The organism is Macrococcus sp. S115 (assembly GCF_030067655.1).
GTDB lineage: Bacteria > Bacillota > Bacilli > Staphylococcales > Staphylococcaceae > Macrococcoides > Macrococcoides psychrotolerans.
The window spans coordinates 16,465-36,762 of sequence record NZ_JASJES010000006.1; the positions used below are offsets into that span (position 1 = coordinate 16,465).

At 37.5% G+C, this 20,298-nt stretch carries 30 protein-coding genes; 25 read left to right on the forward strand and 5 right to left on the reverse strand.

Annotated features, from left to right (window positions below; translation table 11 throughout):
- Window positions 1–8 precede the first annotated feature (8 nt).
- The 3 genes from QNJ52_RS07840 to QNJ52_RS07850 form a co-directional block, all read right to left on the reverse strand.
- Entirely contained in the window at window positions 9–794 is a 786-nt protein-coding gene (locus QNJ52_RS07840; RefSeq protein ID WP_283722247.1) for a glucose 1-dehydrogenase, read from the reverse strand.
- Between the two features lie 13 nt (window positions 795–807).
- Entirely contained in the window at window positions 808–1,659 is an 852-nt protein-coding gene (locus QNJ52_RS07845) for a GRP family sugar transporter (protein WP_283722248.1), read from the reverse strand.
- 133 nt (window positions 1,660–1,792) lie between these two features.
- Complete coding sequence (locus QNJ52_RS07850) at window positions 1,793–2,644, reverse strand: GNAT family N-acetyltransferase (RefSeq protein ID WP_283722249.1); 852 nt, start codon at window positions 2,642–2,644, stop codon at window positions 1,793–1,795.
- Between the two features lie 236 nt (window positions 2,645–2,880).
- Here QNJ52_RS07850 and QNJ52_RS07855 point away from each other — a divergent pair, with 236 nt between their 5' ends.
- Both QNJ52_RS07855 and QNJ52_RS07860 read left to right on the forward strand, forming a co-directional pair.
- Window positions 2,881–5,007 carry a DNA topoisomerase III gene (locus QNJ52_RS07855; RefSeq protein ID WP_283722250.1) on the forward strand — a complete coding sequence of 709 codons (2,127 nt, stop codon included), beginning with the start codon at window positions 2,881–2,883 and terminating at the stop codon, window positions 5,005–5,007.
- Window positions 5,008–5,080: 73 nt separating this feature from the next.
- A complete protein-coding gene (locus QNJ52_RS07860; protein WP_283722251.1) occupies window positions 5,081–6,598 on the forward strand; it encodes an SLC13 family permease in 1,518 nt (505 codons plus the stop codon).
- A gap of 44 nt (window positions 6,599–6,642) precedes the next feature.
- Here QNJ52_RS07860 and QNJ52_RS07865 read toward each other — a convergent pair whose 3' ends face one another.
- Entirely contained in the window at window positions 6,643–7,359 is a 717-nt protein-coding gene (locus tag QNJ52_RS07865) for a PepSY domain-containing protein (protein ID WP_219493650.1), read from the reverse strand.
- Between the two features lie 255 nt (window positions 7,360–7,614).
- Here QNJ52_RS07865 and QNJ52_RS07870 point away from each other — a divergent pair, with 255 nt between their 5' ends.
- Window positions 7,615–8,949: an NCS2 family permease gene (locus QNJ52_RS07870; RefSeq protein ID WP_283722252.1), complete on the forward strand. Its 1,335-nt coding sequence runs from the start codon at window positions 7,615–7,617 to the stop codon at window positions 8,947–8,949.
- A gap of 38 nt (window positions 8,950–8,987) precedes the next feature.
- Here the strand turns inward: QNJ52_RS07870 and QNJ52_RS07875 are convergent, their stop codons facing one another.
- Complete coding sequence (locus tag QNJ52_RS07875) at window positions 8,988–9,392, reverse strand: hypothetical protein (protein ID WP_219493652.1); 405 nt, start codon at window positions 9,390–9,392, stop codon at window positions 8,988–8,990.
- A gap of 400 nt (window positions 9,393–9,792) precedes the next feature.
- On the opposite strand from QNJ52_RS07875, the gene rpsJ reads away from it, so the two are divergent.
- The 22 genes from rpsJ to secY all read left to right on the forward strand — a co-directional run bounded on the left by rpsJ (window position 9,793) and on the right by secY (window position 20,292).
- A complete protein-coding gene (rpsJ, locus tag QNJ52_RS07880) occupies window positions 9,793–10,101 on the forward strand; it encodes a 30S ribosomal protein S10 (protein WP_012656105.1) in 309 nt (102 codons plus the stop codon).
- 25 nt (window positions 10,102–10,126) lie between these two features.
- Window positions 10,127–10,789 carry a 50S ribosomal protein L3 gene (gene rplC, locus QNJ52_RS07885; RefSeq protein WP_219493653.1) on the forward strand — a complete coding sequence of 221 codons (663 nt, stop codon included), beginning with the start codon at window positions 10,127–10,129 and terminating at the stop codon, window positions 10,787–10,789.
- A gap of 26 nt (window positions 10,790–10,815) precedes the next feature.
- Entirely contained in the window at window positions 10,816–11,439 is a 624-nt protein-coding gene (gene rplD / locus QNJ52_RS07890; protein WP_012656107.1) for a 50S ribosomal protein L4, read from the forward strand.
- Window positions 11,439–11,714, forward strand: a complete 276-nt coding sequence (gene rplW / locus QNJ52_RS07895) for a 50S ribosomal protein L23 (RefSeq protein WP_012656108.1) — start codon at window positions 11,439–11,441, stop codon at window positions 11,712–11,714. Before rplD ends, rplW begins: the two co-directional genes overlap by 1 nt.
- A 34-nt stretch (window positions 11,715–11,748) precedes the next feature.
- The gene (gene rplB, locus QNJ52_RS07900; RefSeq protein WP_219493655.1) at window positions 11,749–12,579 is read left to right on the forward strand and encodes a 50S ribosomal protein L2; all 831 of its coding nucleotides are present in this window, start codon (window positions 11,749–11,751) and stop codon (window positions 12,577–12,579) included.
- Between the two features lie 65 nt (window positions 12,580–12,644).
- A complete protein-coding gene (gene rpsS / locus QNJ52_RS07905) occupies window positions 12,645–12,923 on the forward strand; it encodes a 30S ribosomal protein S19 (protein WP_012656110.1) in 279 nt (92 codons plus the stop codon).
- Between the two features lie 22 nt (window positions 12,924–12,945).
- On the forward strand, window positions 12,946–13,320 hold the full coding sequence (gene rplV / locus QNJ52_RS07910) for a 50S ribosomal protein L22 (RefSeq protein WP_133419693.1): 375 nt from the start codon (window positions 12,946–12,948) through the stop codon (window positions 13,318–13,320).
- A gap of 25 nt (window positions 13,321–13,345) precedes the next feature.
- The gene (gene rpsC, locus QNJ52_RS07915) at window positions 13,346–13,999 is read left to right on the forward strand and encodes a 30S ribosomal protein S3 (protein ID WP_012656112.1); all 654 of its coding nucleotides are present in this window, start codon (window positions 13,346–13,348) and stop codon (window positions 13,997–13,999) included.
- A 2-nt stretch (window positions 14,000–14,001) separates the two neighbouring features.
- Window positions 14,002–14,436: a 50S ribosomal protein L16 gene (gene rplP / locus QNJ52_RS07920; RefSeq protein ID WP_012656113.1), complete on the forward strand. Its 435-nt coding sequence runs from the start codon at window positions 14,002–14,004 to the stop codon at window positions 14,434–14,436.
- Entirely contained in the window at window positions 14,426–14,638 is a 213-nt protein-coding gene (rpmC, locus tag QNJ52_RS07925) for a 50S ribosomal protein L29 (protein WP_041635771.1), read from the forward strand. Before rplP ends, rpmC begins: the two co-directional genes overlap by 11 nt.
- 22 nt (window positions 14,639–14,660) lie before the next feature.
- Window positions 14,661–14,924, forward strand: coding sequence for a 30S ribosomal protein S17 (gene rpsQ, locus QNJ52_RS07930; RefSeq protein ID WP_012656115.1), 264 nt, complete (start codon window positions 14,661–14,663; stop codon window positions 14,922–14,924).
- Between the two features lie 29 nt (window positions 14,925–14,953).
- Window positions 14,954–15,322, forward strand: coding sequence for a 50S ribosomal protein L14 (gene rplN, locus QNJ52_RS07935; RefSeq protein ID WP_086041702.1), 369 nt, complete (start codon window positions 14,954–14,956; stop codon window positions 15,320–15,322).
- A gap of 31 nt (window positions 15,323–15,353) precedes the next feature.
- The gene (gene rplX / locus QNJ52_RS07940) at window positions 15,354–15,662 is read left to right on the forward strand and encodes a 50S ribosomal protein L24 (RefSeq protein WP_012656117.1); all 309 of its coding nucleotides are present in this window, start codon (window positions 15,354–15,356) and stop codon (window positions 15,660–15,662) included.
- A gap of 23 nt (window positions 15,663–15,685) precedes the next feature.
- The gene (gene rplE / locus QNJ52_RS07945) at window positions 15,686–16,225 is read left to right on the forward strand and encodes a 50S ribosomal protein L5 (RefSeq protein WP_012656118.1); all 540 of its coding nucleotides are present in this window, start codon (window positions 15,686–15,688) and stop codon (window positions 16,223–16,225) included.
- Between the two features lie 28 nt (window positions 16,226–16,253).
- Window positions 16,254–16,439: a 30S ribosomal protein S14 gene (gene rpsN, locus QNJ52_RS07950; protein ID WP_008356542.1), complete on the forward strand. Its 186-nt coding sequence runs from the start codon at window positions 16,254–16,256 to the stop codon at window positions 16,437–16,439.
- A gap of 29 nt (window positions 16,440–16,468) precedes the next feature.
- Complete coding sequence (gene rpsH, locus QNJ52_RS07955; protein ID WP_012656119.1) at window positions 16,469–16,867, forward strand: 30S ribosomal protein S8; 399 nt, start codon at window positions 16,469–16,471, stop codon at window positions 16,865–16,867.
- A 29-nt stretch (window positions 16,868–16,896) separates the two neighbouring features.
- Window positions 16,897–17,433 carry a 50S ribosomal protein L6 gene (gene rplF / locus QNJ52_RS07960; protein WP_219493657.1) on the forward strand — a complete coding sequence of 179 codons (537 nt, stop codon included), beginning with the start codon at window positions 16,897–16,899 and terminating at the stop codon, window positions 17,431–17,433.
- A gap of 27 nt (window positions 17,434–17,460) precedes the next feature.
- Window positions 17,461–17,823 carry a 50S ribosomal protein L18 gene (rplR, locus tag QNJ52_RS07965; protein ID WP_086041704.1) on the forward strand — a complete coding sequence of 121 codons (363 nt, stop codon included), beginning with the start codon at window positions 17,461–17,463 and terminating at the stop codon, window positions 17,821–17,823.
- Between the two features lie 18 nt (window positions 17,824–17,841).
- A complete protein-coding gene (gene rpsE / locus QNJ52_RS07970; protein WP_012656122.1) occupies window positions 17,842–18,339 on the forward strand; it encodes a 30S ribosomal protein S5 in 498 nt (165 codons plus the stop codon).
- Between the two features lie 14 nt (window positions 18,340–18,353).
- Window positions 18,354–18,533: a 50S ribosomal protein L30 gene (gene rpmD, locus QNJ52_RS07975; RefSeq protein WP_012656123.1), complete on the forward strand. Its 180-nt coding sequence runs from the start codon at window positions 18,354–18,356 to the stop codon at window positions 18,531–18,533.
- Between the two features lie 29 nt (window positions 18,534–18,562).
- Entirely contained in the window at window positions 18,563–19,003 is a 441-nt protein-coding gene (gene rplO / locus QNJ52_RS07980; protein ID WP_086037937.1) for a 50S ribosomal protein L15, read from the forward strand.
- A complete protein-coding gene (secY, locus tag QNJ52_RS07985; protein ID WP_219493660.1) occupies window positions 19,003–20,292 on the forward strand; it encodes a preprotein translocase subunit SecY in 1,290 nt (429 codons plus the stop codon). Before rplO ends, secY begins: the two co-directional genes overlap by 1 nt.
- Window positions 20,293–20,298: the final 6 nt, after the last annotated feature.

A 20,298-nucleotide genomic window follows, 5' to 3' on the forward strand; every position in this document is an offset into this window, starting at 1 on the left:
GCGCCGCTTTATCCTTTTCCTCCCATAAACGAAGGATATTTTGTCATTCCGCCGTCGACATAGAGCGTTGTACCCGTAATATAGGCTGCCTGTGCGCTTGCTAAAAAGAGTGCCGCGTTGGCAACGTGTTCAGGTTCCCCAATAAAGCTCATAGGTATCATTCTTTCGGTTTCTTCACGTGTAGCAGGATCTGCAAATTTTTCTTTCGTATGTTCTGTAACGATAGCGCCTGGTGAGATATTATTTACTCTTATCCCTTGCGGGGCAAATTCCATGCTTAACGTTTCCATCATTAGCTTTAATCCGCCTTTACTTGCAGCATAGTTAACATAATTTGGCCATGGGATAACATCGTGCACACTTGACATATTAATGATGACACCTTTTTTATTTGATTCAGTGAAATGTTTAGCAGCTTCTCGGCTGCCGATAAACGCACCGGTTAAGTTAATATTCATGACATGATTAAAATCTTCTGCTGACATTTCAAGAGAAGGTGTTGCCTTTTCAAATCCAGCATTATTAATCATAATATCTATCGTACCAAAGTGTTTTACTGCTTCTGATACCAGTGCAGTGACTTCGTCTTCTTTAGAAACATCGGCTTGAATTGTAATCGCATCACCACCAGACTTTTTAATCGTTTTAGCAATTTCTAATGCTTCACTTTCACTTGAATTATAATTCACCACAACTTTACAGCCTTCCGTGCCGAACTTTTCTGCCATTGCTTTACCAATACCGCTTGAAGCGCCAGTAATAACGACAACTTTATCTTTTAAATCTTTATACATAAATCTCACTCCTTTATTGTTTTGCATATCCTAGTAGGAATGCTGCGATGATAATTAACATAATTCCTGCGGCAATACCGATATATTGTTTCTTTGTTTTCTTTTCTCTTAACAGGAAGATCCCGCCGAGTGTCGAAACTACGACAAGCATCTGTGAGAATGAAAAGCTTGTTGCTACACCCACTTTAGGCTGAGAATAAAACATTGCCATATTACCTAAAGCCCATAACACACCAGGGAACATGTTTTTTACAATTGCTTTTTTCTTCGGATGATGCTTTAAAGTAAGCAGTAATCCACCGAGAACCATACCGATTGACTGAGGGAATAGTGCGCTCCAGCCTTCGACGCCAAAGAACTGACCGATAACGACATAAGTTACATACCCTAAAGTAGAGATTAACAATATGGGGAGGGCTTTTTTAAGATTTCCTTTCGTCTGGTCATCTTCTTTACCTTTTAGTGAGGTTAACATGACCCCGATAATTAAAAGTGTTAATGCTATAACTCCGAGAATAATTGAAGTCATGGTCTTCCATTCGTTGAAGAATATGACTGAAATCAACGTTGTACCTACGAGTTGTAAGCCTGTTGAAATTGGCATTGTCTTAGAAACACCGATAAGCTCAACACTTTTAAGCTGATTTCCTTGACCAAACGCCCAGAATGCACCAGAAACCATACCGACTAATAGAATTTTTGTATTTAGTTCTGGCTGAACCATGATATAAGTAATCGAGCCGATGATAAAGGCACCGATGACAGTCCCCATAATTTGTTCATAAGGGGTTCCGCCTACTTTAACATTAATTAAGACGACACTTCCCCATAGTAATGCTGGTAACAAAGCAATTAATATATCCATAAATTCTCCTTTATCCTTTTATTATTAATTACCCTACTGATGTTTCAGAAAACATATGCTTTTGAAACTTGATTTGTAGATATACACAAAGAGACCCTTAAATAATGGCGGAACATTATTTAAGGGTCTTTAATTATTCTATAGTATATTTAAAATGATTCATTTCATTTATTTTTTTGAATCCAAGTTTCTCGTAGAATGCTATATCTTTTTCTCGCTTACTTTTCACGGAAAGCTGTACACTCGTCGCGTGATGTTTTTTAAATGCATGGTCTACAGCGAAAGATACAAGGTCGTGGCCAATGCCTTTATGACGGTATTGTAAATGCGTATAGACGAATCGAATGTCGCAGCTATCGTCATCATTGATCTGCATCCAGATGAAGCCTTTAGCAATACCTTCATTCAAATAGAGGTAAAGTTCATGACTATTCCCGATAGAATTCAATATTTTATCACGCATTGGTTTATAGTCTATATACATATCTTTCATAATTTCTGTAAAGCTCTTTTTATATACAGGTTTATATTTAATAACTTGAGGTACGAGAGATGTCGTTTTATTTTGATGGGTTGTCATGGTATATGTCGTTCCAAGATATTGCGTTCGTAAATTTTTCATAACAGTCTGACCAAAACGATGATCTTCATGCAGGCTGAAGTAATAGGTCTTCAAGCTAGGGTGTGTTATAAGGAAATCTTGCCACATCACTTTGATCATATTCAATGTTATTTTGTCTGTATGTTTCGTAATTGGACCAAGAATGTGCGCCTCTTTATCGTTAATAGGCTCTATACCAAATGCAGCGATGATTTCCTCTTCATCTTTAATGAGCAGCATATCTTCTTTTTTGATGTGATGAAGTTGTTCTTCTATACCTTGTAATGTCAAAAGTATATATCCGACGTGATGTTCGTTATGCTGATTGAGGTCATATAAGAACTTTGCTGTCTTGTGTATATCTTCCATTTGTGTGATTTTCAAGTGATCACTCCTTAAAGTGTGCTGACAATACTTCATGTGTTATATTGATTTGATGTTACATGTGGATGTAAACTTTTTGCGTCTTCAAGTGCATGAATATTATCTGGGAAATGTAACGATTTAATACGCCATCCTCCTTAAGTAAAGCATACAAGATAGTACCTAAAATCTCAATTTAATCATATGAAATATATTCTGTTATAATAAAGATTATTAAAGAATAGAGGACGGATATTATGAAATCAGTAGTGTTAGCAGAGAAACCTTCAGTCGCACGTGATATTGCACGTGTACTTAAATGTAATCAAAAGAAAAATGGATATATGGAAAATGACAAATATATCGTCACTTGGGCATTAGGACATTTAGTTACAAATGCTGATCCCGAGCAGTATGATGCAAAGTTTAAACAGTGGGATTTAAATATGCTGCCCATTATACCAGAGCGTATGAAGACGGTTGTTATTGGTAAGACCCGTAAACAATTTAATACAGTGAAAGCACAGATTGAACGTCAAGATGTGAATGAGATTATTATTGCGACTGACGCAGGACGTGAAGGAGAACTTGTTGCGCGCCTTATTATCGAGAAATGTAAAGGAAACAAACCGATGAAACGTCTCTGGATATCCTCAGTTACAGACAAAGCAATACTGGACGGCTTTAAACATTTGAAACCAGCGCAGGCGTATCAAGGATTATATGAAGCAGCTATGGCACGAAGCGAGGCGGATTGGATTGTTGGGATTAATGCAACAAGAGCACTAACAACGAAATATGATGCACAACTTTCTACAGGTCGTGTACAGACGCCGACGCTTCAGATGGTCAAAATACGCCAAGATGCAGTGCAGAAATTTCAGCCGAAAACATATTATAGTATTGAGCTTATAAGTAGAAGTGATAAGTTCAAGTGGCAAAGCGGGAATCAAATCTTTGATGAATCAAAAGTAGATGGACTATTGAAAGACATACAAGGAAAGCAAGCCATTGTTCAAGATGTAGTCTCTAAAGAAAAGAAACGCTATCCTGGAAAACTCTATGATTTAACGAGTTTGCAGCAGGACGCTTATAAGCGCTTCAAATATTCAGCGAAAGAAACATTGAACGCGATGCAAAGTCTATACGAGACCCATAAATATGTAACATATCCAAGAACAGATTCAAATTACTTAACGACAGATATGGAAAGCTCACTTAAAGAACGTGTCGCATCCCTTGGTGCTACGCCGTATAAAGAGCAAGTCGTGAAATTACTAAAGACACAAATTAAAGGTGCCAGTCACTTTGTTAATAATGCGAAAGTATCAGATCACCATGCCATTGTTCCGACTGAGATTAGAGCGAATTTAGAGACACTTGGAGCAAGAGAAAAGAATATATATTTACTTATTGCGGAACGTTTCTTAAGCAATTTAATGGAACCCCATATATATAAAGAAGAAACCATTACTGTACAGATTGGAAAAGAAATATTTACGCTTAAAACCGAGACGACTGTGAAAGCTGGATTTAAAGCATTGTATGAACAGTCATCCCTTGAGCGTTATAACGCGTACCGTAAAGGAGAAACATTAAGTTCTGTCAGCCTGAAGAAGACAACCGGTGAAACACAGCCCCCAGCTTATTTAAATGAGGGGACATTACTTAAAGCGATGGAGAACCCGGCATCTATCTTTAATATCGATAAGGAGAGTACGTCGACATTAAAGTCTGCAGGTGGTATTGGAACAGTAGCGACACGAGCAGATATTATTGAGAAGCTTTATAACTTAAATGCGATAGAAAACAATAACGGCAATATTAAAGTGACGAACAAAGGACGTCAGTTATTAGAACTTGCACCTGATGCACTCAAGTCGCCCGAACTTACAGCAGACTGGGAATATAAATTAACACGCATTGAAAAAAATAAGTATGGAAGAAAACAATTTATGCATGAGATGATAGATTTCACAAAAGAAATCATTGCTGAAATTAAATCGAGTGATGAGAAATTTAAACACGATAACTTAACGAGTACAGAATGCCCGACTTGCGGTAAGTTTATGTTAGAGAAAAAAACGCGTAACGGTAAGATGCTTGTCTGCCAAGATCCAACGTGCGGCACGAAGAAGAATGTTCAGCGTAAAACGAATGCGCGTTGCCCAGAATGTAAGAAGAAGCTGACGCTACATGGTAAAGGGCCAAAAGCAATGTACAGTTGTGTATGTGGATTTAGAGAAACGCAAGAACAGATGGATAAACGCTTCAATTCAAAGAAGACAGGAAAAGTATCGAAAAAAGAAATCAATAAATATATGAAGAAAGAAGAGCCAATCAATAATCCTTTTGCCGATGCACTCAAAAACTTAAATTTATAAGTAAACTAAATACTTATTGTTCAACACTTCACAAATTGTTAAAATAGAAGTGAATAAAATAGGGGGTGTATCTATGGAAAACGTAAAACAAAAGAAGAATCTTAAACCAATTTGGATTGTCTTGAGCTTTCTTGTATTGATTACGATCGTATTACTACCGACACCTGCTTCTTTACCAGTGATGGGTAAGATGGCACTTGCAATCCTTGCTTTCGCTGTTATTATGTGGGTGACTGAAGCGGTGAGTTATCCTGTTTCAAGTACGATGATCGTTGCTTTAATCATCTTGCTAATTGGATTCAGTCCGATTGAGAAACTTGGGCCATCGATGGGTAATCCGATGGCTGCAGGTAAACCGTTAACTGAGGATGCCTTGTTCGGTACACAGAATGCATTAAAGATTGCATTTAGTGGATTTTCAAGTTCAGCAGTAGCGCTCGTTGCAGCTGCACTGTTCTTAGCGACAGCCATGCAAGTGACAAACTTGCATAAACGTCTTGCGCTTTTAGTACTCTCAGTAGTAGGGAATAAAACGAATGCAGTAGTCGCAGGTTCTATCATTGTTTCCATCATTCTTGCATTTTTCGTTCCTTCAGCAACTGCACGTGCAGGCGCTGTCGTACCGATTCTGCTTGGTATGGTTACAGCGTTTGGTGCTAAGAAAGAATCCCGCCTGGCAGCATTGCTTGTGATTACCGCTGTTCAAGCTGTGTCTATATGGAATATCGGTATTAAGACGGGAGCCGCTCAAAATATGGTTGCTATGGGCTTTATCAATAAAACCTTTAACGAAGATATCTCTTGGGGTCAGTGGTTTATGTATGCGGCACCGTGGTCCATTATTATGTCGATTGTCTTATACTTTGTTATGATCAATTTGATTAAACCTGAAACGAAAGAAATTGAAGGTGGAAAGGAACTTGTAAAGGCACAGCTAGCGGAACTTGGACCGGTAACACCGAAAGAATGGCGATTAATTGCAATCTCAGTAGCATTGCTCTTGTTCTGGGCTACTGAAGGTAAGTTTCATCCAATTGATTCTTCATCGATTACTTTAATTGCGTTAGCTATTATGCTCACTCCGAAGATTGGCATCTTCTCGTGGAGCGATGTAGAAAAATTGATTCCATGGGGAACAATTATAGTATTTGCGATTGGGATATCCTTAGGGAACTTATTACTGCAAACGACTGGGGCGCAGTGGCTCAGTGATAAGACTTTTGGATTGATGGGGTTAGAGCATTTGCCATTACTTGCTACAATTGCTTTAATTACGATATTTAATATTCTGATTCATTTAGGATTCGCAAGTGCAACAAGCTTATCAAGTGCACTTATACCAGTGTTTATTGCACTTACAAGTACATTAGGATTAAAGGATAATGCAGTTGGATTCGTATTAATACAACAATTTGTTATTAGTTTTGGGTTCCTGTTACCGGTATCAGCGCCACAGAATATGCTTGCATACGGTACAGGTACATTCACGGTTAAAGATTTCTTGAAGTCAGGGATACCTTTAACCATTATTGGCTATTTACTTATCCTGCTCTTTAGCGCAACTTATTGGAAATGGATTGGATTAATATAATCAATGAAAAGAAAGATGCTGAGACGAATGTCTCAGCATCTTTTTTATGCATCTTGAGATAAGATTTTCATATCTTTAGCATCAAGTTCAAACTCTTTCGTTTTGCCATCTTGTCCTTTTAACTCAACATTATATTTAAATTTTCCATCATCATGATCAAGTGACCATTCTTTAATCTCACCATTGTAAACTTTTTGTGCTGCTTTAATAATTTTATCAGCAGGCACAAACTCACCGTAATCAAATGTTTTCTCGTTATCTTTATCATCTTCTACTTCAGAAGAGATAATTTTGTTTTGTTCAGCGTTTACTTTGATTTCATGAGTCTTTTTGTTTGTATCGATTAAGGAAATTTTGTAAACCCATTGGCCCATATCATGGTCGAATGAAATGCTTTCTAAATCACCATCAACTTTCTTCTGTGCTGTTTTAATTGCTTCTTCTGGTGAAAGTTTAATGTCATCTAGTTTAATAGAAGCTTCATCTTTGTCATTATCATCATCTGCTTCAGTCGCTTCATCTTTATTATCCACGTCATCTGAATCTTCTGTACTGCTTTCGCCTTCTTGTTTTGCATCATTATCTTCATCGTTGTTATCATCTTTATCATTTGTATCTGTCGCTTTAGTATCAGTAGTTTCTGATTGCTGTTCCTGTTTAGTTTCATCCTTTGGAGATTTTTCAACATCATTTGTGTCATTATTACATGCAGCAAGTGCTAAAGCTGAAGATAGGATTAAACTTAATATTTTAAATTTCATAATTATAATTCCTCCTTTAATTATTTATATAATTTATTCCCTGAATATATACCGAAAAAACATTCTAATGATCTATATGCAATTTTTATATGATTAAGACATAATAACTATAAAAAGTTTAAAGGATAGGACTTTACGATAAGAAAAATGATTAAAATACGAATATTAAAATTAATATTCTTAAAAATGTATTGATTTTTCCGAACATTGAGATTAGACTATACAAGTATAAAAATTAAAAAAGGGAAGTGCACAATGAGAAATTATTTTAAGTTTGATGAATTAGGCACAAACTATAAGAGAGAGATACTTGGTGGATTAACGACATTTCTATCAATGGCATATATATTAGCGGTCAATCCTGCAATGCTATCGCTTGCTGGTATTGAAGGTATTCCGGATAGTATGCGTATGGATGCTGGTGCGGTCTTTGTTGCGACAATCCTTGCATCAATAGTAGGTTGTTTATTTATGGGACTGATTGCAAAGTATCCGATTGCGTTAGCCCCTGGTATGGGATTGAATGCGTTCTTTGCATTCACAGTCGTATTACAGTACAACATTCCGTGGCAGACAGGTTTAACGGGTGTACTATTCTCAGGATTATTCTTTGCATTACTGACGATGACAGGTTTACGTGAAACGATTATCAACGCAATTCCTTTCGAACTGAAGATGGCGGTATCAGCGGGGATAGGTCTTTTTATTACCTTTGTAGGTTTAAAAGGTGCAGGCATTGTAAAAGGGAATGAAGCGACTTTAGTATCATTAGGTAATGTCCATGACCCGCATGTATTATTAGCGGTTGGTGGCATTGCATTGACAATTATTCTTATGGCAAAGCGCGTTCCGGGAAGCATCTTTATCGGGATGGTATTAACAGCGATATGTGGTATGCTCTTCGGACTTATTGATGCACCAAAGCAAATTGTCGGTTCAGTACCAAGTATCGAACCAACGTTCGGAAAAGCATTCGATGCATTTGCACATCCAGAACAAATCTTTAACCTGCAATTTCTAGTGATCGTATTAACATTCTTATTTATTGACTTCTTTGATACAGCGGGTACACTCGTTGCTGTTGCAACGCAGGCAAATCTAGTGAAGGATAACAAATTGCCGCGCGCAGGACGTTCTTTATTTGCTGATTCATTAGCGACAATCGTAGGTGCCATTTTCGGTACGTCTACGACAACTTCATATATCGAATCTTCAGCAGGGGTTGCAGTAGGTGCCAGAACCGGATTTGCAAGTGTGATTACGGCATTGTGTTTCGCGTTAGCACTTTTCTTCGCGCCTCTTATGTCGGTTGTAACGAGTGCTGTGACTGCACCTGCTCTAGTAATCGTAGGTGTATTAATGGTAGCGAACTTAAATAAAATAGAGTGGCACAAGTTTGAAATTGCAGTTCCTGCATTTCTAACGATTATTATGATGCCACTTACGTATTCGATTGCTACGGGTATTGCATGTGGATTTATTTTCTATCCGATAACGATGCTGATGGCAAATCGCAGAAAAGAGATTCACCCAATAATGTATTTCATGGCAGCAGTATTTATTTTATACTTTATGTTTATACAGCATTAAAAATAAGGCGCTCAGACATATGTCTGAGCGCCTTATTTTTAATTTTCTTTATTATAATCTCTCACAGTCTCACCACTGCGGTATGGATCATAGTGAGTCGTATTTCCGCGATATTCTCTCGTATTAATGACGATAAAGATATACGCAATCATTAAGAACGCCATTAACCAATGCATGAACATTCCGAGTATCGGGAAGAATGCGAAAGCGTTCGCTAACAACCCTGTAAGTGCAATAACGGATAATGAAAATCTAGCTTCATTAGAGCGGTCGAGTGCAGATAACAAAAACATAATAAAGTACAGCGTAATATTCGTACCAAGTGGTGCCCATGCCAAGCTTAAAATATATGCACCCCCAATACCAGGGATTCCTAGAAATATTTCTTTCAATAACATAATGATGCCGAGCGTTAACAAAGTCATTTTCATCATTCGCTTCATATATATGAACCTCCATTAGTAATATACTTGTAACAAAAATACTTTTGTTACATTAATTATATCATGTTATAATAAACTATTGAATTGTACTGCTTAGTGTATTAGAAGTTACCTAAAGATATAATATCTTCTATATAATATGTAGAATTCTTTTTTTAATAGTTGATAGAATTCCCCCAGACGAACTTATTTTAACACTCTCCAAAAAACTTTTTATAAATATCTAGTTATCTATTGCTAAATGACTAATATTCGTGTATTATATCTACTGTTGGACTTTAAAAAGCGATGAAGCGAGAGGTTACTGACACACCCGGCCGCTTTGCCATGGCGATGTGTGAGACAATTTTCGTGGAGAAGTCTATCAAACTAAAATAGACGTACAAGAGGAGGTAAAATTATGGCAAAACAAAAAATTCGTATTCGTTTGAAAGCGTATGATCACCGCATTATCGATCAATCAGCTGAAAAAATCGTAGAAACTGCAAAACGTTCAGGTGCAGAAGTATCAGGACCGATTCCGTTACCAACGGAAAAAACAGTTTACACAATTATCCGTGCCGTTCATAAGTACAAAGATTCTCGTGAACAGTTCGAGCAACGCACGCACAAACGTTTAATCGACATCGTTAACCCAACACCTAAAACAGTTGATGCTCTTATGGGCTTAAACTTACCATCAGGTGTAGACATCGAAATCAAATTATAATAAAAAGTAGGAGGTGCGACTTTCGATGACCAAAGGAATCTTAGGAAGAAAAGTAGGAATGACTCAAGTTTTCGGTGAAAACGGAGAATTAATTCCAGTAACAGTAGTAGAAGCAGCACAAAACGTAGTATTACAAAAGAAAACTGAAGAAGTTGATGGTTATTCATCAATCCAAATCGGTTTTGAAGACAAACAAGCTTATAAAGCAGACCGCAAATCAAACAAATTTGCAACGAAACCAGCTGAAGGCCATGCTAAAAAAGCAGGCACAGCACCTAAGCGCTTCATTCGTGAATTCAGAAACGTAGATACTGAAGCTTACGAAGTAGGTCAAGAAGTCACTGTGGATACATTCCAAATTGGTGACATTGTTGACGTGACAGGAGTTTCTAAAGGTAAAGGTTTCCAAGGTGCAATTAAGCGCCACGGACAGTCACGTGGACCAATGAGTCACGGTTCTCGTTACCACAGACGCCCAGGTTCAATGGGTATGGCATCTGACGCTTCTAAAGTATTTAAAGGTAAAGCATTACCAGGCCGTATGGGTGGTAATACTGTTACTATGCAAAACTTAGAAATCGTTAAAGTAGACGCTGAAAACAACGTTGTCTTAGTAAAAGGTAATGTTCCTGGACCTAAAAAAGGTTTAGTTAAAATTCAAACTTCAATTAAAAAAGGTAATAAATAGTATCTGCGAAAGGAGGAAATAACATAATGGCTAATTATGATGTATTAAAAGTAGATGGAACAAAAGCGGGTTCAATCGAATTAAACGATAACGTATTCGGAATCGAACCTAATCAACATGTATTATTCGAAGCGATCAACTTACAAAGAGCTTCAATGCGTCAAGGTACTCACGCAGTCAAAAATCGTTCAGCAGTGAGCGGTGGTGGACGTAAACCTTGGAAACAAAAAGGTACAGGTCGTGCACGTCAAGGTACAATCCGTGCGCCACAATGGCGTGGTGGTGGTATCGTATTCGGACCAACACCAAGAAGTTATTCATACAAAATGCCTAAGAAAATGCGTCGTTTAGCTTTACGTTCTGCTTTATCAGCGAAAGTACAAGAAAACGCATTTACAGTTTTAGAATCATTAACATTTGATGCTCCTAAAACAAAAGAATTCAAAAACATGACAACAACTTTAGAATTACCTAAAAAGGTATTGTTTGTCGTTGAAGCTGAAGATGTAAACGTAGCTTTATCAGCACGTAACATTCCTGGCGTAACTGTTATTACTACTACTGGCTTAAACGTATTAGATATCGTTCATGCGAACCAAGTAGTAATGACTAAAGGTGCAGTTGAAAAAGTAGAGGAGGTGCTTGGTTAATGGAAAATCGCGATATTATTAAGCGCCCCGTTATCACTGAACGTTCATCTGAACAAATGGCACAAGATAAATACACTTTTGATGTAGATACACGTGCTAACAAAACACAAATCAAAATTGCAATTGAAGATATCTTCAATGTAAAAGTTGATAAAGTAAACGTTATGAACTACAAAGCTAAGAAAAAACGTGTTGGCCGTTACAACGGTTACACAAACAAAAGAAGAAAAGCGATCGTAACTTTAAAAGAAGGTTCAATCGACTTCTTCAACTAAAATAAACATTTACCATTAAGGAGGTAAAACGACAATGGCAATTAAACATTATAAGCCAATAACAAACGGTCGTCGTAATATGACAGGTTCAGATTTCGCTGAAATTACGTCAACGTCACCTGAAAAGTCATTACTTGCTCCCCTTCCGAGAAAAGCGGGACGTAATAACCAAGGTAAGTTAACTGTACGTCACAGAGGTGGCGGTCATAAGCGTCAATACCGTATTATTGATTTCAAACGTAATAAAGATGGTATCCCTGCGAAAGTGGCAACGATCGAGTACGATCCAAACCGTTCAGCAAATATCGCATTATTACATTACTTAGATGGTGAGAAACGTTACATCATCGCACCTAAAGGTTTAACTGTAGGAACTCAAGTAGTTAACGGACCAGAAGCAGATATTAAAGTAGGTAACTGTTTACCACTTCAAAATATCCCAGTTGGTACAGTTATCCACAATATCGAGTTAAAACCTGGTAAAGGTGGACAATTAGTACGTTCTGCTGGAGCAAGTGCTCAAGTACTTGGTAAAGAAGGTAAATACGTATTAGTTCGCTTAAAATCTGGTGAAGTTCGTATGATTCTATCAAGTTGCCGTGCTACAATCGGTCAAGTTGGTAATGAACAACATGAATTAATCAACATCGGTAAAGCCGGACGTTCAAGATGGAAAGGTATCCGTCCTACAGTTCGTGGTTCTGTAATGAACCCTAACGATCACCCACACGGTGGTGGTGAAGGTCGTACTTCAATCGGTCGTCCATCTCCAATGTCACCATGGGGTAAACCAACTCTTGGTAAGAAAACTCGTAAGAAGAAAAACCGTTCTAACAAACTTATCGTTCGTGGACGTAAAAAATAATAATAACTTACTCAAGTTAGCGGCCTAGCCGCTAACGTAGCAGTAAGAATGAGGGAGGCGCCATAATGGCTCGTAGTCTTAAAAAAGGACCTTTCATCGATGATCACTTAATGAAAAAAGTTGAAGCATTAGAGGAAGGCGGCAAAAAAACAGTAATCAAAACTTGGTCACGTCGCTCTACAATTTTCCCAAACTTTATTGGACACACTATCGCAGTATACGATGGTCGTAAACACGTACCTGTATACGTAACTGAAGATATGGTTGGACATAAATTAGGAGAATTCGCACCTACACGTACTTACAAAGGTCACGGTGCAGACGACAAGAAAACTAAACGCTAATTTCAGATAAGGAGGAATAACCATGGAAGCAAAAGCGGTTGCAAGAACAATCAGAATCGCACCTCGTAAAGTGAGATTAGTTTTAGATCTTATCAGAGGTAAAGAAGTAGCGGAAGCTATTGCTATTTTAAAATTAACAAATAAAGCATCATCACCAGTAGTTGAAAAGTTATTAATGTCAGCATTAGCAAATGCAGAACATAACTATGATATGAATATCGATACTTTAGTTGTTAAAGAAGCTTATGCAAACGAAGGACCAACTTTAAAACGTTTCCGTCCACGTGCACAAGGTCGTGCAAGTGCCATCAATAAACGTACAAGCCACATCACTATCGTTGTAGCTGATAAAGAAGTTAAAACTTCAAACACTGAAGCTCAAGAAGAAGCAAAATAATATATCTCATTAAGGAGGGAATACAGTGGGTCAAAAAATTAATCCAATCGGACTTCGTGTCGGAATTATTCGTGACTGGGATGCGAAATGGTTTGCAGAAAAAGATTTCGCAACTTTATTACATGAAGACTTAAAAGTTCGTAAATATATCGAAGAAAACTTAAAAGACGCTTCTGTTTCTCGTGTAGAAATCGAACGCGCAGCAAATCGCGTAAACATCGCTATCCACACTGGTAAACCTGGTATGGTTATCGGTAAAGGCGGTTCAGAAATTGAAAAATTACGTAACAACTTAAACAGCTTAACTGGTAAACGTGTTCACATTAACGTTGTAGAAGTTAAGAAAGTTGATATGGATGCAAGATTAGTAGCGGAAAACATTGCACGTCAATTAGAAAACCGTGTATCATTCCGTCGTGCTCAAAAACAAGCGATCCAACGTGCTATGAAGTTAGGTGCTAAAGGTATCAAGACTCAAGTATCAGGACGTTTAGGCGGCGCAGACATCGCGCGTGCTGAACAATATTCAGAAGGAACTGTTCCACTTCATACATTACGTGCTGACATCGATTATGCACATGCTGAAGCAGACACTACTTACGGTAAACTTGGTGTTAAAGTATGGATCTATCGTGGAGAAGTTCTTCCTACAAAGAAGTCTAGTGAAGGAGGAAAATAATAATGTTATTACCAAAACGTGTAAAATACCGTCGTCAACATAGACCTAAAACAACTGGTCGTTCAAAAGGCGGAAACGAAGTAACATTTGGTGAATATGGTTTACAAGCAACAACAGCTGCTTGGATCACTTCTCGTCAAATTGAATCAGCTCGTATTGCAATGACTCGTTACATGAAACGTGGCGGAAAAGTCTGGATTAAAATTTTCCCTCATACACCTTACACTAAAAAACCTTTAGAAGTACGTATGGGTTCTGGTAAAGGTGCAGTTGAAGGATGGGTAGCAGTAGTAAAACCTGGACGTATTATGTTTGAAATCGCGGGTGTACCTGAAGAAGTAGCACGCGAAGCATTGCGTTTAGCATCTCACAAACTACCAGTGAAAACTAAGTTTGTAAAACGTGAAGAATTGGGTGGTGACACAAATGAAAGCTAAGGAAATTAGAGATTTAACCACTTCAGAAATTGAAACTAAAGTAAAGTCGCTTAAAGAGGAACTTTTCAACCTACGCTTTCAGTTAGCTACAGGTCAACTTGAAAATACAGCACGTATTCGCGAAGTTAAAAAATCAATCGCGCGTATGAAAACTGTTGTACGTGAAAGAGAAATCGAGCAACAAAAAACTGAACAAAAATAATTTTTGATAGGAGGGTACTCTTGTGAGCGAAAGAAACAATCGTAAAGTCTACACAGGTAAAGTTGTATCTGACAAAATGGATAAAACAATCACAGTTGTAGTAGAAACTTACAAAACACATTCTTTATACGGCAAACGTGTAAAGTATTCTAAAAAATACAAAGCACATGATGAAAACAATACAGCTAAAATGGGCGATATCGTTAAGATTATGGAAACACGTCCTTTATCAGCTACAAAACGCTTCCGTTTAGTAGAAGTTGTTGAAGAATCAGTAATCATTTAATAAGAAATTAGATAAAGGAGGTAACTCGAATGATCCAACAAGAATCACGCTTAAAAGTAGCAGATAACTCTGGTGCTCGTGAAGTATTAACTATTAAAGTATTAGGCGGATCTGGCCGTAAAACAGCTAACATTGGTGACGTAATCGTATGTACAGTTAAAAATGCTACACCAGGTGGCGTTGTTAAAAAGGGTGACGTTGTTAAAGCTGTTATCGTTCGTACTAAATCTGGTGTTCGTCGTAATGACGGTTCATACATCAAATTTGATGAGAACGCTTGTGTTATCATCCGTGATGACAAAGGACCTCGTGGAACACGTATCTTCGGACCTGTTGCACGTGAATTACGTGAAGGTAACTTCATGAAAATCGTATCATTAGCACCTGAAGTATTATAATAAACACTAATTAAGAGGAGGTGTCTACGACATGCATATTAAAAAAGGCGACAAAGTTATCGTTATCACAGGTAAAGATAAAGGTAAAACAGGAACTGTAATTGAAGCACTTCCTAAAAGAGATCGCGTAGTTGTTGAAGGTGTTAATATCGTAAAAAAACACCAAAAACCTACTCAAATGAATCCTGAAGGCGGCATCACAGAATTCGAAGCTGCAATTCATGTTTCAAATGTTATGTTATTAGATCCAAAGACAAACAAACCAACACGTGTTGGTACAAAGATAGAAGACGGTAAAAAAGTACGTGTAGCAAAGAAATCTGGAGAAATCATTAAATAATTATCTGGAAGGAGGTTCTCACATTGACACGTTTAAAAGAAAAATTCTTAAATGAAATCACTCCTGAAATGATGAAAAAGTTTGAATACTCATCAATCATGGAAGTGCCAAAAATTGAAAAAATCGTAGTAAACATGGGTATCGGTGATGCAGTTCAAAACTCTAAAGTTTTAGACTCAGCAGTTGAAGAACTACAAGCAATCACAGGTCAAAAACCAATGGTTACTAAAGCAAAAAAATCAATCGCAACATTCCGTTTACGTGAAGGTATGCCTATCGGGGCTAAAGTTACTTTACGTGGCGAAAGAATGTATGAATTCTTTGATAAATTAGTTAACGTTTCATTACCTCGTGTACGTGACTTCCGTGGTATTTCAAACAAAGCGTTTGATGGTCGCGGTAACTACACATTAGGTGTAAAAGAACAATTAATTTTCCCTGAAATCGATTATGATAAAGTAAGTAAAACACGTGGAATGGATATTGTTATCGTAACGACTGCTAACACTGACGAGGAAGCTCGTGAATTGTTAACACAATTCGGTATGCCATTTCAAAAGTAATCTCTAATATAAAAGGAGGCTAAATTTAGTGGCTAAAAAATCAATGATCGCTAAACAACAGCGTAAACAAAAGTTTAAAGTACAAGAATATACTCGTTGTGAACGTTGCGGACGTCCGCACTCAGTAATACGCAAATTCAAACTTTGCCGTATTTGTTTCCGTGAATTAGCTTATAAAGGTCAGATACCTGGCGTTAAAAAAGCAAGCTGGTAAAATTCAAACCTGAAAGGAGGATATTTTAAATGACTATGTCAGATCCAATCGCAGATATGCTAACTCGCGTACGTAACGCAAACATGGTACGTCACGAGAAATTAGAATTACCTGCATCAAACATCAAAAAAGAAATTGCTGAAATCCTTAAACGTGAAGGATTCGTAAAAAGTGTTGAATATATCGAAGATGACAAACAAGGTGTTATCCGTATGTTCTTAAAATACGGTGCTAACAACGAACGTGTTATCACTGGTTTAAAACGTATTTCAAAACCTGGTTTACGTGTTTACGCTAAAGCTGATGAATTACCAAAAGTCTTAAATGGTTTAGGTATTGCCTTAGTTTCAACTTCTGAAGGTGTATTAACTGATAAAGAAGCGCGTCAACGTAATATTGGTGGAGAAGTATTAGCTTACATCTGGTAAGAATTAATTAAAGAAGGAGGTGCCGACAAATGAGTCGTGTTGGTAAAAAGATTATTGACATCCCAAGTGGTGTTGAAATTAAAATCGACGGTAATACTGTTACAGTTAAAGGACCTAAAGGTGAATTAACGCGTACATTTAACGAAGAAATGACATATAAATTAGAAGACAATACTTTAGAAGTAGTTCGTCCATCTGATTCTAAAGCTCATAAAACAATCCACGGAACTACTCGTGCTTTAATCGCAAACATGGTTGAAGGTGTTTCTAAAGGATTCGAAAAGAACTTAGAATTAATCGGGGTTGGTTACCGTGCACAAATGCAAGGTAAAAACTTAATCCTTAACGTTGGATACTCTCATCCTATCGAAATCGTGGCTGAAGAAGGCATTACTTTATCAGTAGATAAAAACACGAAAGTAAAAGTTGAAGGTATTTCTAAAGAGCGTGTTGGAGCAATTGCTTCAAACATCCGTGCTACTCGTCCACCAGAGCCTTACAAAGGTAAAGGGGTTCGTTACGAAGGCGAATATGTTCGTCGTAAAGAAGGTAAAACTGGTAAGTAATCTCTAAAATAGGAAAGGAGAATATTCATGATCACTAAAATCGATAAGAATAAAGTGCGTATGAAAAGACACGCTCGTGTACGTAGCAGATTAGCTGGAACTACTGAGCGTCCACGTTTAAACGTATATCGTTCAAACAAACACATTTATGCACAAGTGATTGATGACGTTAAAGGTGTAACTTTAGCTCAAGCATCAACACAAGATAAAAACTTAGGACTTGAAACAACTTCTAACGTAGAAGCTGCAGCTAAAGTTGGCGAAGCAGTAGCAAAGTTAGCAGTTGAAAAAGGCGTTAAAGCAGTTGTATTTGACCGTGGAGGATACTTATTCCATGGACGTGTGAAAGCATTAGCTGATGCAGCTCGTGAAAACGGTCTAGAATTTTAATAAAAGGAGGAACTCTTAATGCGTCGTGAAAAAGAAGTTAAAGAATTTGAAGAACGCGTAGTAACGATCAACCGTGTATCTAAAGTTGTTAAGGGTGGACGTCGTATGCGTTTCACTGCTTTAGTTGTTGTCGGTGACAAAAATGGTCGCGTTGGTTTCGGTACTGGTAAAGCTCAAGAAGTACCAGAAGCAATTAAGAAAGCAATTGAAGATGCTAAGAAAAACTTAATCACTGTTCCTCGTGTGAAAGGTACTACACCTCACGAAGTTACAGGAAGATTTGGTGCAGGAAGCGTATTAATTAAGCCGGCAGCACCTGGTACAGGAGTTATCGCTGGTGGACCAGTCCGTGCCGTGTTAGAATTAGCAGGTATTACTGACATTCTTTCTAAATCTTTAGGATCTAACACACCAATCAACATGGTTCGCGCTACTGTTGAAGGTTTAAAAGAACTTAAAGTTGCTGAAGATGTTGCAAAATTACGTGGTAAATCAGTCGAAGAATTATACAATTAAGGAGGGCATTCAAAATGGCTAAAATTCAAATCACCCTCACTCGTAGTATCATCGGTCGTCCTGAGACACAACGTAAAACTGTTAAAGCTCTTGGTTTAACTAAGATGCATTCATCAGTAGAAGTTGAAGACAACCCTGCGATTCGTGGGCAAATTAACAAAGTAAGTCACTTAGTGACAGTTAAAGAATTATAATATAATTATCAATAAAAGGAGGTGCCGAAATGAAATTACATGAAATGAAACCAGTTGAAGGTGCTCGTAAAGAACGCAACCGCGTTGGTCGTGGTATGGCTTCAGGTAATGGTAAAACAAGTGGTCGTGGACACAAAGGGCAAAAGGCTCGTTCAGGTGGAGGCGTACGCTTAGGTTTCGAAGGTGGACAATTACCTTTATTCCGTCGTTTACCAAAACGTGGATTTACTAACATCAACCGTAAAGACTATGCGATTGTTAACTTAGATCAATTAAATCGTTTCGAAGATGGTACAGAGATTACTCCAGCATTATTAATTGAAACAGGTGTTGTTTCTAACGAAAAATCTGGAATCAAAGTATTAGGAAACGGTGAATTATCTAAGAAATTAACAGTAAAAGCTCACAAATTCTCAGCTTCTGCTAAAGAAGCAATCGAAGGTAAGGGCGGAACAACTGAGGTGATCTAATGTTCAGAACATTTATCAATTTCTTTAGAACTAAAGAAATTCGTAGCAAGATCATGTTTACACTCGCAATGTTAATTATCTTTAAAATCGGAACTTATATTCCGGTGCCTGGTGTTAATCCATCAGCATTTGAAAGTCAAACCAACAAAGGTATCACTGACTTGTTCAATACCTTTGGTGGTGGTGCACTTAAAAACTTCTCAATACTCGCGATGGGGATTATGCCTTATATCACTGCATCAATCGTAGTTCAGTTATTACAGATGGATGTCGTCCCGAAATTTACTGAATGGTCAAAGCAAGGTGAAGTGGGTCGTAAAAAGCTAACACAGTTTACACGTTACTTCACGATTATACTGGCTTTCATTCAAGGGTTTGGTATGAGCTATAGTTTCAACAATATGCTTGGAGGTCAATTGATCACCAACTCAAACGTATGGAACTTCCTACTTATCGCTATTGTATTAACAGCTGGTACCGCATTCTTAATGTGGTTAGGAGAACAAATTACAGTCCGTGGTGTAGGTAATGGTATTTCAATTATTATCTTCGGTGGTATACTATCATCTATTCCATCATCATTAACTCAGTATTATCAACAACGTTTTGTAGGTGCTGATGACACGACGATGGCGATTATAGAAGCAATCGGAATATTGGTTGGTATGATTATCTTAACTGCAATCGCTGTATTCTTCTTACAAGCTATACGTAAGATTCCTATTCAATATGCAAAAAGAACAACGACAAATCGTTTAGCACCACAAGCTACTTTTTTACCTTTAAAAGTAAATTCAGCAGGTGTTATTCCAGTTATCTTCGCGATGGCATTCTTTATGCTACCTAAGACGTTACAGTTATTGTTCCCTAAAGCTGAGTGGGCGAAGACGTTAGCGACACATTCTGATCCGGCACAACCAATTGGTATGGTTGTTTATGTGATACTAATTATTTTATTTGCTTATTTTTATGCATTTGTGCAGGTTAATCCTGAACAAATGGCAGATAATTTAAGAAAGCAAGGTAGTTACGTACCAGGTATTCGTCCTGGTAAGAACACACAAAACTATATTACGAGAGTTCTTTATCGCTTAACTTTCGTTGGGTCAATTTTCTTAGCTGCAATTGCAGTATTACCTTTACTCGTTTCTGATTTCTTAAATCTACCACAGGCACTACGCATTGGTGGTACAAGTTTATTAATCGTAATCGGGGTAGCGTTAGAAACAATTGCACAATTAAAAGCTCAACTTGGTCAGCGTGAATATAGAGGATTCAAAAGACGTTAATGTCTG

What these genes read in the sequence shown, in the direction of transcription:
- rplF (WP_219493657.1), top strand. Translation starts at nt 16,897, where the DNA reads ATGAGTCGTGTTGGTAAAAAGATTATTGACATCCCAAGTGGTGTTGAA.
- rpsJ (WP_012656105.1), top strand. Translation starts at nt 9,793, where the DNA reads ATGGCAAAACAAAAAATTCGTATTCGTTTGAAAGCGTATGATCACCGC.
- rplB (WP_219493655.1), top strand. Translation starts at nt 11,749, where the DNA reads ATGGCAATTAAACATTATAAGCCAATAACAAACGGTCGTCGTAATATG.
- QNJ52_RS07875 (WP_219493652.1), bottom strand. Translation starts at nt 9,392, where the DNA reads ATGAAGCGAATGATGAAAATGACTTTGTTAACGCTCGGCATCATTATG.
- rplP (WP_012656113.1), top strand. Translation starts at nt 14,002, where the DNA reads ATGTTATTACCAAAACGTGTAAAATACCGTCGTCAACATAGACCTAAA.
- rplO (WP_086037937.1), top strand. Translation starts at nt 18,563, where the DNA reads ATGAAATTACATGAAATGAAACCAGTTGAAGGTGCTCGTAAAGAACGC.
- QNJ52_RS07870 (WP_283722252.1), top strand. Translation starts at nt 7,615, where the DNA reads ATGAGAAATTATTTTAAGTTTGATGAATTAGGCACAAACTATAAGAGA.
- rplV (WP_133419693.1), top strand. Translation starts at nt 12,946, where the DNA reads ATGGAAGCAAAAGCGGTTGCAAGAACAATCAGAATCGCACCTCGTAAA.
- rplX (WP_012656117.1), top strand. Translation starts at nt 15,354, where the DNA reads ATGCATATTAAAAAAGGCGACAAAGTTATCGTTATCACAGGTAAAGAT.
- secY (WP_219493660.1), top strand. Translation starts at nt 19,003, where the DNA reads ATGTTCAGAACATTTATCAATTTCTTTAGAACTAAAGAAATTCGTAGC.
- rplW (WP_012656108.1), top strand. Translation starts at nt 11,439, where the DNA reads ATGGAAAATCGCGATATTATTAAGCGCCCCGTTATCACTGAACGTTCA.
- rplD (WP_012656107.1), top strand. Translation starts at nt 10,816, where the DNA reads ATGGCTAATTATGATGTATTAAAAGTAGATGGAACAAAAGCGGGTTCA.
- rplC (WP_219493653.1), top strand. Translation starts at nt 10,127, where the DNA reads ATGACCAAAGGAATCTTAGGAAGAAAAGTAGGAATGACTCAAGTTTTC.
- QNJ52_RS07865 (WP_219493650.1), bottom strand. Translation starts at nt 7,359, where the DNA reads ATGAAATTTAAAATATTAAGTTTAATCCTATCTTCAGCTTTAGCACTT.
- QNJ52_RS07855 (WP_283722250.1), top strand. Translation starts at nt 2,881, where the DNA reads ATGAAATCAGTAGTGTTAGCAGAGAAACCTTCAGTCGCACGTGATATT.
- rplR (WP_086041704.1), top strand. Translation starts at nt 17,461, where the DNA reads ATGATCACTAAAATCGATAAGAATAAAGTGCGTATGAAAAGACACGCT.
- rplN (WP_086041702.1), top strand. Translation starts at nt 14,954, where the DNA reads ATGATCCAACAAGAATCACGCTTAAAAGTAGCAGATAACTCTGGTGCT.
- rpsH (WP_012656119.1), top strand. Translation starts at nt 16,469, where the DNA reads ATGACTATGTCAGATCCAATCGCAGATATGCTAACTCGCGTACGTAAC.
- QNJ52_RS07840 (WP_283722247.1), bottom strand. Translation starts at nt 794, where the DNA reads ATGTATAAAGATTTAAAAGATAAAGTTGTCGTTATTACTGGCGCTTCA.
- rpsE (WP_012656122.1), top strand. Translation starts at nt 17,842, where the DNA reads ATGCGTCGTGAAAAAGAAGTTAAAGAATTTGAAGAACGCGTAGTAACG.
- rpmC (WP_041635771.1), top strand. Translation starts at nt 14,426, where the DNA reads ATGAAAGCTAAGGAAATTAGAGATTTAACCACTTCAGAAATTGAAACT.
- QNJ52_RS07860 (WP_283722251.1), top strand. Translation starts at nt 5,081, where the DNA reads ATGGAAAACGTAAAACAAAAGAAGAATCTTAAACCAATTTGGATTGTC.
- rpsS (WP_012656110.1), top strand. Translation starts at nt 12,645, where the DNA reads ATGGCTCGTAGTCTTAAAAAAGGACCTTTCATCGATGATCACTTAATG.
- QNJ52_RS07845 (WP_283722248.1), bottom strand. Translation starts at nt 1,659, where the DNA reads ATGGATATATTAATTGCTTTGTTACCAGCATTACTATGGGGAAGTGTC.
- rpmD (WP_012656123.1), top strand. Translation starts at nt 18,354, where the DNA reads ATGGCTAAAATTCAAATCACCCTCACTCGTAGTATCATCGGTCGTCCT.